Genomic DNA, 15,164 nt, shown 5'->3' with positions numbered 1-15,164 from the left:
AATTTTGGTCAAGCGTTTAGGAACGATGCGTTGATCATGTTGACACCTTAACGGCCGATGCGTACTCTCCAGCTTCAGTCATGGGGTGCATCGATTTTGCTCGATTGACGTCCCGGATTAAACCTCAGGAGGAGCGGGCTAGATGGCTGTAAATATCGTTTGGGATAGTCTTTATAGCGCCAGGACAGTACCGATTACGTCGACGATCGCAAAGCGGTGTATCGAGATCCTGCAGCTGACAGCGAATGTTCATCGGGATCGCGATTTTGATGGGATCTCGGCACAACAAGTTGCGACAAAAATCAACAGCGTCGACAACGGCTACAATTGGTTGAAAGTTCGCACGGGGCACGACAAAGACAGCGGCGCTCAAGTTGTAGTGTTCTACCAACTTCTGCGACATCGAATTCGTCAAAGTAACGGTGATCCGAAGTATGGGTATTGGCTGTCCGCCGTCGGGTTTGATCCTGCACTGTTGCTGATGTCCGACATCGGCAAAGATGTCAATGATCCCGCGAATCCCTATGTTCAGGCTGCAATCGAAATCACGAGTCAGATGCATGCCGATTTGGGAGGATTTGATGCGGTGGGTGATCTGTCGGGCGATGTCTCTGTGATTTACGACGACGTCAACGCAGTTGACCCAACGGGTAAAGACCCCGCGCTACGGCGGACGACGCGAATTGGTGAGATTGGATGGGTTGCGCAGAGCAATAAAGCGATTCAAAATACGTTCACAATTGATTTGCCAACGGGGATTACACCGCATCCTACTGACGCCAACGGAAATCCGATTCCTGGATGGGGTAGAACGTTGACAGAGGGAATCGTCGTCACGAAGTTGACTCGAAAATAGCGTTGACGTGGACGACGTGATGTCTCGTTCTTTTTACAAGCAGCGGCGCTGACGCGACGCGCTGTTTCTATTCCAGCTCCTCCCCCCGGATGTTTAAGGAATCTCTGATGCCATTACCCCCCATACCTACGACGCCCGATTTATTGGTGGCTGCGGCTCCAGGTGGCGTTCCCGGACAGTCTGTAACCAATCCTGCGGTGCTTTTGGGTAAGTTGAAGCTATTGCAAGAAAGTGTGAACGAACTCCAGCAGCAGCTCAGTGAATTGGTGGATGAAGTCACAAAGGCGAATAGTCCATCGAAGCCGTAACGCGGATCGGTATGGGGCGAACCGTTGTGAACTACGGTTCGCCCACTTTTCGTTCTATCGCATTAACTGTTTTGTTTGAGTTGTGGAATTGTTGTCTGGTGTGGACGCAATGCGACCCTTGATGAGCGTCGTGATCACTGCACATAACGAAGGCAATGAGGTTTCGCGGACGATCGAGTCGATTCGCGCAAACTCGTCCTCGTCACCTGAGATTATACTGGTTGATGATGCGTCAACCGATGGTTGTTGCGACGAGTTGGTTCAGGACGAAGCATTGCGAATCATCCGTCGGCCAACTCGGGTCGGTGTTGCCAATTCGAGAGTCGAGGCCACCCGTCTGGCGCGAGGGGCTGTCATTGCGTATTTTGACGCGCACCAGCGGGTCGAAACAGATTGCCTCGAGAAATGTGCGAAGGTGGCGTTGGAAAACAGCGCGATTGTCACTCCTGACATTCTGGATTTCGACGGACAAATCCGAATGCATGGGGCCTACGCGGTGATTTGTCGCCAGCAGCGCTACATGACTGCCGAATGGAAGCATCGCGTTCCATCAGGAGGGCTCGGACGCGTTTCAGCCTTGCGCGCACCGACCTACCTGATTCCGCGTCGCGTGTATTCTCGAGTGGAATGGAGTCGCCAGCTACGGGGGTGGGGCGGGTCTGAGGGTGCAGTTTCGCTCAAAGCTTTTTTTGCTGGGGTTCCGATTCTGCATCTGTGCGGACCGTTGGTATTTCATCAATTCAAGCCAAAATTCCACTATGATGTCGATTGGCCTGAAATCTGGCGGAATCAAGCGATCAATACACGAATCTGCTTCGATGAAAGGTCGTGGTATGACTATTGGCTGCCCGTCGTCTTTGAGGCGCACATTGACGAAGCGGTGCGAATGGAACTCGAATCCGACGTGATTCGTGCGGAGCACCTGGAATTCTCAAAACTCAAAGTCCGTCGCGATGACGAGTTTTGGACATCGCTGGTTTTTCAGAGCATCCCCATTCAACTAAATTGATCACGATCATGAACCTTGTTTGCGAAATTCGACGATATATGGCATGCCCCTGCCCGCAATCCGGTGAATGTTTTATTGGGCGATTTTTCTGTTCCGCTGGCTATGCCAGCGTCCGGTCCGCATTAATCCTCAAAAGGTCAATGGTTGTCGGTTGACCATTCAATAAGGGATTGTTCTGAAAGTCGATTGTCGTTCGATTTCCAACCAACGGTATTCCTCATTCCCATATCGACTGGCACTGGCATAGCCAGTTGCACGCTAAAACCAATGATGAAATCCTTCACCGCGTTGTCATGTCGTCTCGGCGCGCATCGTCCGGCATCAATCCTGCCCTATCTCTGTGATGAGTATTCATGAGATTTCTTCTCGACCTCATCTACCTTGCGGCGTATCTGTTGTTCTGCCTGCTATCGCTCTTCTGGTCCAAATCTTACGCGGATGCCGTGCACGCGTTTGGGCGAAATTTTTGGGGCCGGTATTGCCCAGAACTGGATGGGCGTCCCGTCGTTTGGATGCATGCGGTAAGCGTCGGAGAATCTTTGATCTGCGGCCCACTTTTAAAACGCCTTCGTGCGCAGCGACCGGACCTTCAGTTCGTGATGTCCGTAGGCACGTCGGATGGGTTTCTGGTGGCATCACGGGAGTATTCGGACCTCTTCGTGTTCAAAGCACCTGCAGATTTTTCATGGGCCGTGGCTCGGACATTTGAGCAGCTTCGACCAGTGGCGTTGGTGATCTCAGAGAATGACTTCTGGCCGAACATGTTGGGCGAAACGCGGCGTCGCGAAGTTCCCTTGGCGATCTTCAACACGCGGATCACACAGCGAGAGATTGCCGAGCATGATTGGAATGCCTGGATGTTTCGTTCGAGTTTGCAACGGACTCGCTGGTGGGGAGTGGTGTCAGAGGGTGACGCGGACTGGATTCGCCGATTCTTCCGCGTGGGCTCGCCGCCACTTGAGGTCACTGGCTCACTCAAGCTGGATGGTCACTTGCGTGATTCGATGAATCCGCGAACCGAGCAGTACCGAAAGTTGTTCGGTTTCGGTCTAGAGGATCGAGTGCTGGTGGCGGGAAGCACTCATGATGACGAGGAATTGTGTCTGGCCGCGATCGTTCGTGAGATCGCTGTTGATTTTCCTAGAATTCGTCTAGTGCTTGTTCCGAGGCTTGTTTCTCGCTGCCCCGAGATTGCTGCAGAACTTCGGAAGCGGGGCTTTGAGTTCGTCGTCGAGAGTCAGTTGTTGGCACGGTGCGAGGTACCCTCTCTTGTAACACTGGTCGACTCGACCGGGAATTTGCGTGACCTCTGGGGGCTTGGCGAGTTTGCGTTTGTCGGTGGCAGCCTGGCTCCCAAGGGGGGGCATAATATGGTGGAACCTGCCAGCTACGGGCTTGCTGTCACGTTTGGCCCGTCAGTGACGGATTTTCAACGAGTCGCCGACGAACTTGTCGCGGCAGGCGGCGCGGTGCAGGTTTGCTCGCGCGCGGCATTGTCAGATCTGATTCGATTTTGGATGAATTGTCCTGAAGAGGCCTCTGCTGTGGGAAATCGTGCAAGGAAGTTTGTGAAATCGCAGTGTGACTCGTTGGAGACCACAGTGCGCGGGGTGTTGTCCGTATTTCCACCACCAATGGATTCGCTGCGCCCTCCGAGCAGTGAGCGCGTCGAAGATGTAGGTGAGTCCGACGCGACGGGCAATGTGCCGACAAATCAGATCTCGGAGGCGACATGAACGATTCCGTCCGCCTGCCTTTCCGTCCGCTGTTTTGTTACAGCATCGGAAATGTGACCCTGACTGCGATCTACGGATACCTGGGGGCGTTCCTACTGAAGTACTATTCGGATCACGTGCACCTAGACCCTGCCTGGATCGGGTGGGCCTTTCTCGTTCGAAGTGTTGTGGATGCGGCGGTCGATCCGTTGATTGGCTTCTGGTCAGATCGCAGTCGGTTTTCGCAGGGCCGTCGTCGTCCCTTTTTCCTCATCGGCTCGATTCCAGCGGCCCTCCTGTTCTATTGGATGATGACACCGCCCGACGGTTCTCAGTTCTTGATTTTTATCTATCTCACCGTGACGTCGACGCTAATGGTCTGTTTCCTGTCACTGATGGGAATCTCTCACCTTGCGCTCGGATTTGAACTCACGACGGACTACGACGAGCGGACGAGGCTATTCGGCTACAAAAATCTTGTCGAGAATCTGACGACACTTGTTGCGACGTTCAGCGTGCCGCTGGCACTTCTGTTGAGCGGGTATTCCCTTGCGGGACACGAGTTGTCGCGGGCCGATTGCTATTGTCTAGCCGCCGCGGCACTGGCAGTGCTTTCCGTCGTTGCCGCACTCGTTGCATACTTTGGTACAAGCGAGCGACCGACGCCATCGGATCAGCAGACGTTCCGGTTTGTTGATGGTGTGGTCGCCATTATTCAGAACAGGGCGTTCTTAATTCTCTTGGGCGTATTTGTCCTGATGACCATTGCCGATCGCGTGACGTCGGCCGAATTGTTTATTGTGCTTGAGCACTTTCATGGCCTGAAGGAAGAGGATTCGCTGGCGCTACTGGTTGGGCTATTTGCCGGAGCATTGATCAGCGTGTGGCCGTGGGTCTGGTTGGCACAGCGATACGGAAAGGACATCATCCTGCGACTGGCCATTGCGCTGTGGCCCATCACCTGCATTGCATTTGTCGCGCGTCAGTGGACGATGGTCGAACTGTGTGCGATCACGTTCGGAATGGGAGTGTTCGGGACGGGGATGATCACAATCTTAGGGGCGATCGTGCCCGACGTTCTGGAGTATGACCGTCATCATACGAGCCAGCGCCGCGAAGGAATGTATGTCAGCATCGGAAACCTGGTTTATCAAATCGCGATGGGTGTCGGCTTTCTAATCGCCGGGCAGACATTGCATGCGATTGGATATCGGGGCGAATCAGAGGTATCACCCAATCTCGTGTTGGGACTGCGCGTGACTTATGCGGCCGTTCCGACCGTTCTCGCGATGGGGGCGTCGCTCGCCCTGGTTTATTTTCCAATTTCGAAGCGTTCGTACCAAGAATTGGTGGAGTGCCGTGAATCTCACGTCTCGCTCGCGCCGATTGCGAGCACTGCGAATCCGGAAATCCGTTGAAGAGAGACGCATTCCTTCATGCGGTCCGCGGCATTCGACGGCTATCACCTTGCGAGTGCGGATGATTTTTTCATGGGGAAGGCGTCCGGTGGAATTCTGTTGAGTGGACGAATTGGTCACAGATGTGCATGATTCGATAGATTTCTCGAGTTTTCAGATCGGGCTGATCGGAAAAGCGGAAGTCATTGGATGAGTTTGCCCGCCAGTTTGCCTGCCTGAACTGCCCACCTTTAAAGGAAATGATGGCGATGTCCTTTCGAGTGAATCGTTTCTCCATGCTCGTCATGTCGAGCCTGGCACTGTCTTCCGTCGGGCTCTCTGCCGAGACGACGGATGGCAAGATCTACACCCAAGTGCCTGAGATTGCACCTCTCGCTGGTCCCTCGGGGGCGCCCCTTGTTCCGATCGACGCCCCAACAGCCGCCTTGTTTAAAGACGGCCCTGCCCCGAGCTGGATTTGGGGAGCCGATGATGAGAAGAAGTACTCGCTGAAAACGACATTCGAAGGTGCAGCAAAGAGTGCCTGGCTGCGAGCGACGTGCGACAACGCCGTGACCGTGTTCGTCAACGGCAAGAAAGTTGCGACGAGCAGTGACTTCAATGCCCCCATTCAGATTGATCTCAAGCCGCACCTGAAATCCGGCGAGAACGTTCTTGAAGCTGCGGTCGAAAACAGTGGTGGTCCCGCTGGATTTGTGGCCAAGCTTGCGATCACGGGCACGGATGGCAAAGTACGGTATGTCGTTACCAACGATTCGTGGAAAGCCGCTGAATCACGCGACGCGAAAGAATCTGTCGCTGTGCGTGTCGTTTCGAAGCTGGAAGATCATCCCGGCGGTAAAGGAATGATTGCGGAGATCCCGGTCGAGGCTCCACGCGATTTGTTCAACGTCCTGCCTGGATTCCAAGTCGAACGCCTGTTCACGGTTCCCAAAGATGAGCTGGGTTCATGGGTCAGCCTGACAACGGACGCGAAAGGTCGCCTGGTTGTCAGTGATCAAGGTAAGTTGGGGCTGTTCCGCGTGACGCCACCCGCGACAGGTAGTGGCGAGCCGACCAAGGTCGAGCCGTTGGAGATTCAATTTGACGGGAAACTGGTGTCGAGTGCCCAGGGTTTGCTGTTTGCATTTGATAGTTTGTACATCGTCGTGAATGGTGGCGAAGTGCCCAATGGTCTCTATCGCTGCAAAGATACCAACGGTGACGACAAGTTCGACGAAGTTCTGAAGCTGCGTGATATTCCGGGTGGCGGCGAGCACGGTCCACACGCCCTGCGCCTGTCACCGGATGGCAAATCGATCTACATGGTTGCCGGAAATCACACAAAGCTGCCGTTCGAGATCAAATTGAACTCAGAACCTCAAACCATGGGTGGCATTCGTCCGCAACAATTGCGGGCCACGCTTCCTGAGGGCGCGACCAGCCGTTTGTCCCCGAATTGGGACGAGGATCTGCTGTTGCCACGTCAATGGGATGCCGGTGGCCATGCGGTCGGAATTCTGGCCCCTTGCGGTTGGCTTGCGAAAACAGACCCGGACGGCAATACGTGGGAAGTCATCTCGGTGGGATATCGAAATCAGTACGATTTCGCCTTCAACGCCGACGGAGAGATCTTTGTCTATGACTCTGACATGGAATGGGATATGGGGTCGCCGTGGTACTTGCCCACGCGCGTGATGCATGCGACGAGCGGCAGTGAGTTCGGTTCGCGTAGCGGAACGGGTCGCTGGCCCAGCTACTTCGTCGATAGCCTGCCAGGTTTGCTTGACGTTGGTCCGGGGTCGCCGGTCGGTGTGGAGTTCGGATATGGCGCAAAGTTCCCCGCCAAATACCAGCGATCACTATTCATCTGCGACTGGACCTTCGGAACCATGTATGCCGTCCATCTGGAACCCGATGGTGCGAGCTATAAGGCCACGAAAGAAGAGTTTGTGTCGCGGACACCTTTGCCACTGACGGATGTCGTGATCGGCAAGGATGGGGCGATGTACTTCACGGTCGGCGGTCGAGGCACTCAGTCAGAACTCTATCGCGTGACCTACACCGGAAAAGACTCAACCGCGCCGGTGGATGTTCATGACGTCCGTCAAAGCGATGTTCGAGCACTTCGCCGGAAGATTGAAGCCTATCACAGTGCGACGGTTGTCAACCCGGCCCAGGCTGTTGAGTTCTTGGTGCCCTACCTGGGGCACGCAGATCGACATATTCGTTATGCAACCCGTGTGGCGCTGGAGCGACTGCCACTGGAATTGTGGCAGGACAAAGTCCTGAGCTCGAAGAATGCAGACGTTGTGATTACGGGCGTCGTGGGATTGGCGCGCCAGGCCGAGCCCGCACTGCAAGCAAAGTTGCTGACCGCGCTCAACGGGATCGAGACGTCGAAGTTGACGGAGACGCAGCAGTTCGGTTTGTTGCGTGCGTACCAGCTCACCTTTATTCGCTTGGGCCGACCTGACGATTCAGTGGTGCAGCAGTTGGGTGCCAAGTTCGACGCACTCTTTCCGACGAAGAACAATCTACAGAATCGTGAACTCGCCAATCTGATGGTGTTCACAGAGTCCCCCGGAACGCTTACGAAGATTCTACCACTGCTTAAGGCAGAACGAACTGTCGAGAAGCAGGACCTGGGCGACATCACTTCGCGTAACAAGCAGTTCGGCGGATCGATCGAGCAGATGAATGCCAACGCGCCGGACCTTCAGCAATACCACTATGCGTTCGTGCTGCGGAATCTGAAGAAAGGCTGGACGCTGGACGATCGCAAGACGTACTTCGGTTGGTTTGAAAAAGCCCATTCCTGGGCTGGTGGTCACAGCTATCAGAAGTTCTTGACGAATATCGATAATGCGGCGTTCGAGCTGATGCCCGAAGCCGAACGAATCGTGGTCGAAGCCGCAGGGGCCCGTAAGCCCTATAAGGCACCCGAACTACCGAAACCCGCGGGGCCCGGCAAGGACTATACGCTGGATGAATTGGTCGCTTTGTCGCAAACCTCGCTAAAGGGGCGTGACTTCAAGAATGGTGAAACGATGTACAAGGCTGCGCGCTGCGTCGTGTGTCATCGCTTCGCCGGTGACGGTGGCTCGACAGGCCATGACTTGACCCAGGCGGCTGGGCGATTCGTGTTCAAGGATCTGGCGGAATCGATTATCGACCCCAGCAAAGTGGTTTCGGATCAGTACAAGACGACCGTTGTGGAAACCAAGGGCGGCAAGACCTACACCGGCCGAATCGTCAACGCGACGAATGATTCGATTAGTTTGCTCGTCGATCCAGAGGATTCCACGAAGGTGGTGACGGTGAAGAACGACGACATCGAAGAGCAGCATCTCTCGCCTGTTTCGTTGATGCCGAAGGATCTGCTGAAGCCGCTGAACGAGAACGAAGTTCTGGATCTGCTGGCGTATCTGTTGTCGCGAGGCAATCCACGCGATCCAATGTTCCGTAAGTGATCCTGGAATACGCTCAATAAGACGTAGAGAAAGCCGGGATGATCATTGCGATCGTCCCGGCTTTTTTGATGATGTCGAGATGTGGTGCTTGCCGTCGCAGCGATCGCTGGAACTGGGGAACCGGATTTACTGTGCGTCGCTGCCGATGCAGTACAGTCGATCGCCGCGGCGAATCAGTAGGCGGTCGTTAGTCAAAACGGCGGCATAAAGTACGGGGCCTCCGCCGGCCCCGGGAGCTCCGCGTCCGCCGCCCCGACGTTCTCCTGCCGCGAGCGGATTTGCGGGTTTCTCCTCTGGGGGCCGCTCGGCAGTTGATCGTTCCGGTTCTGCGGCGGGTGGAGCCGCTTCCCAAGTTTGATTCTCGGCGACCTTGTCGAACTCAGGACCCGTCGCGATGACCGATACAGTTCCACTCTTTCCGAAGAAACAGATGCGGTCGTTAATGACAAACGGTGTCGCCCAGGTGCTTTCCGCCAGTCGACTCGAGAATTTCTCTTCGCCCGTCGCGAGGTCGAGGCAGAACACGACACCCGTTGCATTCACGAAATAGGCTTGATCACGGTGAACAAGTGGCGATCCGAACGAGCAGGTCGCGCGCTTGGCTCGCCATACGAAGTCGGCGTTGAAAGTGCCGTCGTCGAGGCGTTTGATCGCAACCAGGCCATTGGAGGCCGATGCCTTACCAGAATCGGCTTCGCCGCGTCCGACCGTGGCGCCGATCAAAAAACGCCCGTCGCCCGCAGGGGCGGGTGTCGGGGATGAGTTGCCCGTGATGCCCTCGACCCGCCAAAGTCTTGTGCCTGTTTGGGGATCAAGGCCGGTCACACTCCCCACCGCGCTCAGCACCAGATGATGTCCTGACAATACTGGTACCAGCCGGGGGCTTGCCCAACTGGTGGAACCGATGCCGGGCACCTTCCACAAGTTCTTGCCGGTTGGTTTCTCAATCGCCAGGATGTAAGGCTCGTCCTGTCGCTCGACCCAGACAAAAAGCCGCTGATCCAGATGTTCCAGCGAAGCGGAGATTCCGTGACGGGAGTTAATCTCGCCGTATTCTTTGATCAGATCACGTTGCCACAGCAATTCTCCGCCATGTGAAATCGCCAGCAAGTTACCACCCTCAAAGAAGCAGTAAACGCCAGATGCATCGACGACCGGTGTCGGTGCCGCCCGGCTCACATAGTTGGTGTTTTCCGCCTGTGACGCAGCCTCGAGATCGTGTTGCCACAGCCGCGCACCAGATTTAAGGTCGTATGCGGCAATATGGCATTGCTCTTTTTTCGGTCCTGAAATGGACGTGATGAAGACCTTGCCGCCCCAAGTGACCGGACTCGATTGGCCGTAGCCCGTGATCGCAGCCGTCCAGAGGATATGTTTCTGTGGAGACCAGGACAGTGGAACCGAGGACAGGGATCCCTCCGCGCTGGCGGAGTCTTGAAATCGCGTCCAGTCCTTCGACATCACTGACGGAGTTGTCACGAACGATATCAGTGTCAGCCAGACGACGGACACGCCGAGCCCCCACGGCAAAGTGATCGCTTTTTGGGGCCTGTTGCAGTGGTTAAGTTTTCTCATTCATCCTCTCTCGATCTGAAAATCATGGCGCGTTCCAAGGTTTCGAACGCGGGTTGTGGAAATCGCAATACCGACCGGCGATGGACAGTGAAGGCATTGGAGGTCCCGGCCGGTATTGCGCTAGCTTGCATGGTGACGTGTTCTTAAAGCGCAAATATGTCGCGAGTTGCGGTGATGTATAGAGACGGCGGTCACTTGTTGCCGTTTTGAATGGCAGTGATCGCAAATGGCACCCGAACTGCTCAATCGCCACCGCAATGTCAGCTATTTTAATGAGACTGAGTCTCAGTGTCAAAGTATTCTGCGGCTGGTGAAAGTACAAGAGTCGTCTGGTCTGCTTCGTCTGAATTCAGGAGGGATCTCTGGGTATTGCTGGTCGGTGTTATCAGGGCCGGGCGACAGGAACGGAATTCGAGCTCAGGCTTGGTCGTCCGGCGTGGGATGCATCCGTTACAGATCACAATTCAACTTGAAGTCGGCTTCGAAAGGTCGCCGGACGTGTGGGCCCCTTCTCGCGCTATTTCCTGCCATCAGGATCCGCTTCCTGGTGATCGACATACCCGTCTCGATTCAGATCGAATTTTTGGAAGATTTCGGTGGGGCCGGTGAATTCGCGGCGAGAGAGATCGCCGTCTCCATTTCGATCCATCGCTTGAAACCAGGCCGGTCCCTGACGATCGGGGCGACCAAGGGGCGACTGGGGATGACCGTGGCTGACAACCGCCAGCAGATGATGCGGCAACGCGTTCCGATTCAAACGCCCGTCGCGAAAACAGTCGGCAGTCCGCAATCGATCGGCGGCAGCGCGCAGTTCTCGTCTCGACAAAGCGCCGTCATGGTTCTGATCAATGAGTTCGAACAGGCCGCAGCCATGATCGATGATCGTGAGCAGCAGATGTCCCCGGGCGATCTGGTCCATGAGATCAAGCCAGGTGGAAAACTCGGTTCGGCTGATCGATCCGTTGTGGTCACAATCTGCGACCTTTGCGATTTGTCCCAAGGCTCGGGCTCGCGGGGCCGAGAGTTCTTGTGGGGAGAGCGTTCCATTAGAGTCTGTATCGAATTCTGCGAACAAGGCTTCAAACTGCTTTCTCGCTGTGACGCTTTGTGCTGCCAGTTTTCCCTGATCACAACGCATTGCGAGTCTTACCGGTCCCGCAGGGGCGATTCGCGGGCCATTGGGTGGGACTGAAAATTCGGTCGAAGGATAGGCAAACTGGATTCCTTCGGTGGTCGTCTTTGCCTGAATTCTGCACGACGATTCAGGAGGGCTTTCCAGCATTGCGACGATCTGGTGTGAATCAATTCGACGATTTGTTGAGTTGGATGCGTTTAGCAAATCCACGATCAGTTTTGGGGCGAGCGATTCTCTTGGAAGCAAGATGAAGGGAAGTGCTGCAACGACCGGATTTGGCGCTTCGCCCGGAACGGGTGGGCGCAAGAAGATAGAACCGACAGCGCCCGGATAGGCCGATCTGGTGACCAGTTCACCGGGGCCAATCTGTTCGTCGTCATTGCTGTCACGCCGTTCAATCAAGTCGACCGCTGACTGCCATTCGAATTCATCCGCGAAGCCGTCTTGATTGAGATCGACCGAACTGATGAGGGCGTCATTCAGCGCCTCGGTTGTCGACGTTTTTCCGACCCCTATCAACAGGTCGCCAAGTCCACTCTGACGATAGTAAGCGGACAATTCCTCCTTGCTAACCGAATGGTTGGCGTTGGAATCCAGTTGATGGAGCGGTGGATTGCTTCCGCTGTCGAGGGCGAATCGTCCCCAGAGGATTTGACGAATGGCAAACGGAGAGGGCAATCGGGTCACTTCGGTTTCGTCGAGCGATCCATTCGCATCGCGATCAAAAAACTCGAACAAGCGAGCGAATATCGTCTCCCAGATATCACGAATTGGAACGCCATCCAACTCGATCTGAAGTTCGAAGCGCGAAGGGAGATCGACGGTCATGAAAAGAAGCTCGATCGACGGAGGTACGTGCTCTGGTTGACGCGCGTGTTCAATCGTTTCATCTGCGACCGATCTTGTGCTGAGGCCAAGTGGCACGGCAATGCTGATCAGCATCAGCAGGTTCAGCATGCGGCGGATCATAGAAGTTCCAAGATCGGTTTGGCGTCGGGCGCGGCAACGCGAATTGGCCGACCCACGTTCGACATATTCTGCTTTTGAGGATCGACACCGACGGACTTCGCAATTGTGGCAATCAAGTCCGGAGCGGAAACGCGTTGATCTGCGACTGTGGTTCCATCCTCGTTTGTGCTGCCGATGGTTTTTCCTGTTTGAAGTCCGCCGCCGGCGAGTGCGACGGCCCAGGACGCGGGCCAATGATCGCGGCCGGTATTATTGTTGATCTTGGGAGTACGACCGAACTCACCCTGACAAACGACGAGCGTGGATTCGAGCAAACCGCGTGATTTGAGGTCACTGAGCAATGACGAAAACGCGGCGTCGAGTGTGCCGCACAGGTCTCTGACGCGTTCAAAGTTGTTCTGATGTGTGTCCCAACCATCGAGCGTGACTTCGACAAAGGGGACGCCACATTCGACCAGGCGGCGTGCCAGGAGCACCCCCTGCCCGAACTGTCCATTGCCATAGGCCGCGCGGGTCTGTGCGGTTTCCTCTTCAAGGTTAAAGGCTGCTGCTGCTTCTGGACGCATGAGCCGCACCGCCCGATCGGTGGCGGATTGGATGCTCGCCGTGACCGCTGAGTTTCGCGTCACGGCGAAGCGGCGATCCATGTCTTTCAGGATGCTGAGTCGTGAGGACTGCGAAATCTCGGTAACGTTCGCGCCCCGGTTCAGATCGGCCACTTTCAATCCATCAGCGGGTGAGGCCGAATCTCCAAGGACGAGTGGATCGTGCTGTGGACCAAGAAATCCACCGCTCAGCGATTCCGCGTAACGTGTGGGGGCGACGCTGACGAAGTTCGGCAAATCGTTTGATTCCGTTCTCAGTTCTTTCGCGAGAACCGCTCCAACGGAGGGGAACTGAATGGCACCCACGGGGGTATAGCCAGTGCGCAGAAGGAACGATGCTCGCTCGTGGTCCCCTTCTTTCGTCGACATCGATCGAACGATGGCCAGGTCTTTGCCGTACGGAGCCAGTTTCGGGAGATGTTCTCCGATCAAAAGGCCGGGTGCGGCGGTTTCAATCGGCCGAAATGGGCCGCCATTGGGGTTTTCCGGCTTGAGATCCCACAGATCGATTGTGGCGGGGCCGCCATTCATCCACAGGACAATGACGGACTTCAGCGGCTTACGAGGTGCGTCGTTTGCGAGCGCGCCCAGCCAACCTGACATCGATCCGGCGGCCGATCCGATGCCGATCGCGGCCGCGCGAAGCCAGTCTCGGCGGCTCAATGAGTGCAGCGATCTGTTCACAATCAGGCTCCAGGAACGGGATGAACGGGACGAGTGAATGGGACTAATCGTCAGCGGAAGCGATGAGTTCGCCCCCCGCATAACTGACAAGCGCGATCAACAATTCTTGTGACATGCCCGCTTTGAGAAAACGGACCGAACCATCGACGAACAGCACGTTGGCGCCACCGGAATGAAATCCATAGATGGCCGCGCCGTTGCTGCAGTTCACCGCACAAGGACCAAAGGCGCTCGTGCCATCGGCCGTATGCGATCGCAGATGGTTCCAGTTAGGGGCGGCCCACTGTCCAGACAAAGAGGTGGATTGAGGTTTGTCGGTTCGGTCATCAGCGAGTCGACCCGCCTGCCAGGAATTGGGCTTATCCGCCATTTCGACGACGAGCAACGTCTGCGACGTGCCGTCGACGATGTCCGGAATTCGAAGCCGTTTGACGAGCGTTCGGTGGTGCATGGCGCCAGGATGCAGGTTGTGTTGCTGATTGTCTTGATAGTAGGCACCCGCTGATCCCACATAGTCCGTCGCGCCCGCGAGAAAACTTTGTCCCTCGGTTTCTGGATCCATGGTCAGGACTTGTCGGTCGGGATGCGGCGCCGCGGGGCACAGAAATGTTTCGACGCGGGCACTTACCACGGCGCGATTTGGCGAATTCTTGCTGGCCCACCAGTCGTGACCGGGGTTGTAGTCACGCGCGAGCTTCTCGCGTCCGATGTGAGGCAGTAGCTGTGTATTCCAACTTCCGAACGGAGCCGCAAGCTGATTGAAGGGCAACATCTGGTCGTTGGACTCGGCAAAGCCATGCGCCCCGGCACCGATTTCGCGAAGATTGGCGGCACAGCGGTTCTGTCGAGCGGCATCGCGCGAAACTACGATCGCCGGCGTTGCGATGCCCATCGTCAGTGTAACGAGTGCGATCAGGACAATCAGTTCGTTCAGGGCGAACCCGTGGCGGATGGCGTTCATGGGTTTGGTTCCACTACCGTTCAGGGTAGTTCGAAATCGATGGAGTTCGGACACTTGTTGACGGTTGCTCGAAGCTTGGATGATTTCCCATTCGTATAGGTGGACTTCAGGCGATCGGGTGGCAGCGGCGGGTCAGGATCTGCGGCCGAAGGGGCTGCCTGTGGTGTGGATGGCCAATGGATCGTCACAACGTAGTCGCCTGCCGCTGCGCCGTCGTTCGATAGATAGGTTGTAAGCGAATAGACGCCGAGCTCGTCTGCAATCCCCTGAGCCGTCAGCTGCCGCTCGTTTGAATGGAATGTGATGACGGCTCCGATCATCGATTCTCCTTCGTAGACCAGGTTGCCAGTGACGGGGAAGACGGGTACAGCGTCTTTCGGTTGAGCCGGCTTGGCGCATCCGGCGGCCGCCAGGGCAACGTAGAACAATGTGAATTGGATCGGGAAAAAGCCTGACCTGATTGTCATCGAGCGTCTC

General features: G+C 55.8%; 11 protein-coding genes. 6 read left to right on the top strand and 5 right to left on the bottom strand.

Going from position 1 to position 15,164, the window contains the following annotated elements:
- Positions 1 to 142 precede the first annotated feature (142 nt).
- The 6 genes from OSO_RS0120825 (at position 143) to OSO_RS0120795 (ending at position 8,758) form a co-directional block, all read left to right on the top strand.
- A complete protein-coding gene (locus OSO_RS0120825) occupies positions 143 to 856 on the top strand; it encodes a hypothetical protein (protein WP_010585077.1) in 714 nt (237 codons plus the stop codon).
- Between the two features lie 107 nt (positions 857 to 963).
- Positions 964 to 1,164 (top strand): hypothetical protein, encoded by a 201-nt coding sequence (locus tag OSO_RS0120820; protein ID WP_010585076.1) that lies wholly within the window; start codon positions 964 to 966, stop codon positions 1,162 to 1,164.
- 109 nt (positions 1,165 to 1,273) lie between these two features.
- Positions 1,274 to 2,173, top strand: coding sequence for a glycosyltransferase (locus OSO_RS0120815; RefSeq protein ID WP_010585075.1), 900 nt, complete (start codon positions 1,274 to 1,276; stop codon positions 2,171 to 2,173).
- 353 nt (positions 2,174 to 2,526) lie between these two features.
- The gene (locus tag OSO_RS0120810) at positions 2,527 to 3,909 is read left to right on the top strand and encodes a 3-deoxy-D-manno-octulosonic acid transferase (protein WP_010585074.1); all 1,383 of its coding nucleotides are present in this window, start codon (positions 2,527 to 2,529) and stop codon (positions 3,907 to 3,909) included.
- Positions 3,906 to 5,306 (top strand): MFS transporter, encoded by a 1,401-nt coding sequence (locus OSO_RS0120805; protein WP_010585073.1) that lies wholly within the window; start codon positions 3,906 to 3,908, stop codon positions 5,304 to 5,306. The genes OSO_RS0120810 and OSO_RS0120805 overlap by 4 nt, the downstream gene beginning before the upstream one ends.
- Before the next feature lie 248 nt (positions 5,307 to 5,554).
- Positions 5,555 to 8,758, top strand: a complete 3,204-nt coding sequence (locus tag OSO_RS0120795; protein ID WP_010585072.1) for a c-type cytochrome — start codon at positions 5,555 to 5,557, stop codon at positions 8,756 to 8,758.
- Between the two features lie 126 nt (positions 8,759 to 8,884).
- On the opposite strand, the gene OSO_RS0120790 is transcribed toward OSO_RS0120795, so the two are convergent.
- The 5 genes from OSO_RS0120790 to OSO_RS44425 all read right to left on the bottom strand — a co-directional run bounded on the left by OSO_RS0120790 (position 8,885) and on the right by OSO_RS44425 (position 15,154).
- On the bottom strand, positions 8,885 to 10,333 hold the full coding sequence (locus OSO_RS0120790) for a PQQ-binding-like beta-propeller repeat protein (protein ID WP_010585071.1): 1,449 nt from the start codon (positions 10,331 to 10,333) through the stop codon (positions 8,885 to 8,887).
- A gap of 517 nt (positions 10,334 to 10,850) precedes the next feature.
- Positions 10,851 to 12,437: an EF-hand domain-containing protein gene (locus OSO_RS0120785; RefSeq protein WP_010585070.1), complete on the bottom strand. Its 1,587-nt coding sequence runs from the start codon at positions 12,435 to 12,437 to the stop codon at positions 10,851 to 10,853.
- A complete protein-coding gene (locus tag OSO_RS0120780) occupies positions 12,434 to 13,726 on the bottom strand; it encodes a DUF1501 domain-containing protein (RefSeq protein ID WP_010585069.1) in 1,293 nt (430 codons plus the stop codon). Before OSO_RS0120780 ends, OSO_RS0120785 begins: the two co-directional genes overlap by 4 nt.
- 43 nt (positions 13,727 to 13,769) lie before the next feature.
- Entirely contained in the window at positions 13,770 to 14,687 is a 918-nt protein-coding gene (locus OSO_RS0120775) for a DUF1559 family PulG-like putative transporter (protein WP_010585068.1), read from the bottom strand.
- Between the two features lie 20 nt (positions 14,688 to 14,707).
- Entirely contained in the window at positions 14,708 to 15,154 is a 447-nt protein-coding gene (locus OSO_RS44425) for a hypothetical protein (protein WP_010585067.1), read from the bottom strand.
- Positions 15,155 to 15,164: the final 10 nt, after the last annotated feature.

Source organism: Schlesneria paludicola DSM 18645 (assembly GCF_000255655.1).
GTDB classification, from domain to species: domain Bacteria; phylum Planctomycetota; class Planctomycetia; order Planctomycetales; family Planctomycetaceae; genus Schlesneria; species Schlesneria paludicola.
The sequence above is the reverse complement of the archived record's forward strand: the minus strand, read 5'-3'. Positions and strand labels throughout refer to the sequence as shown.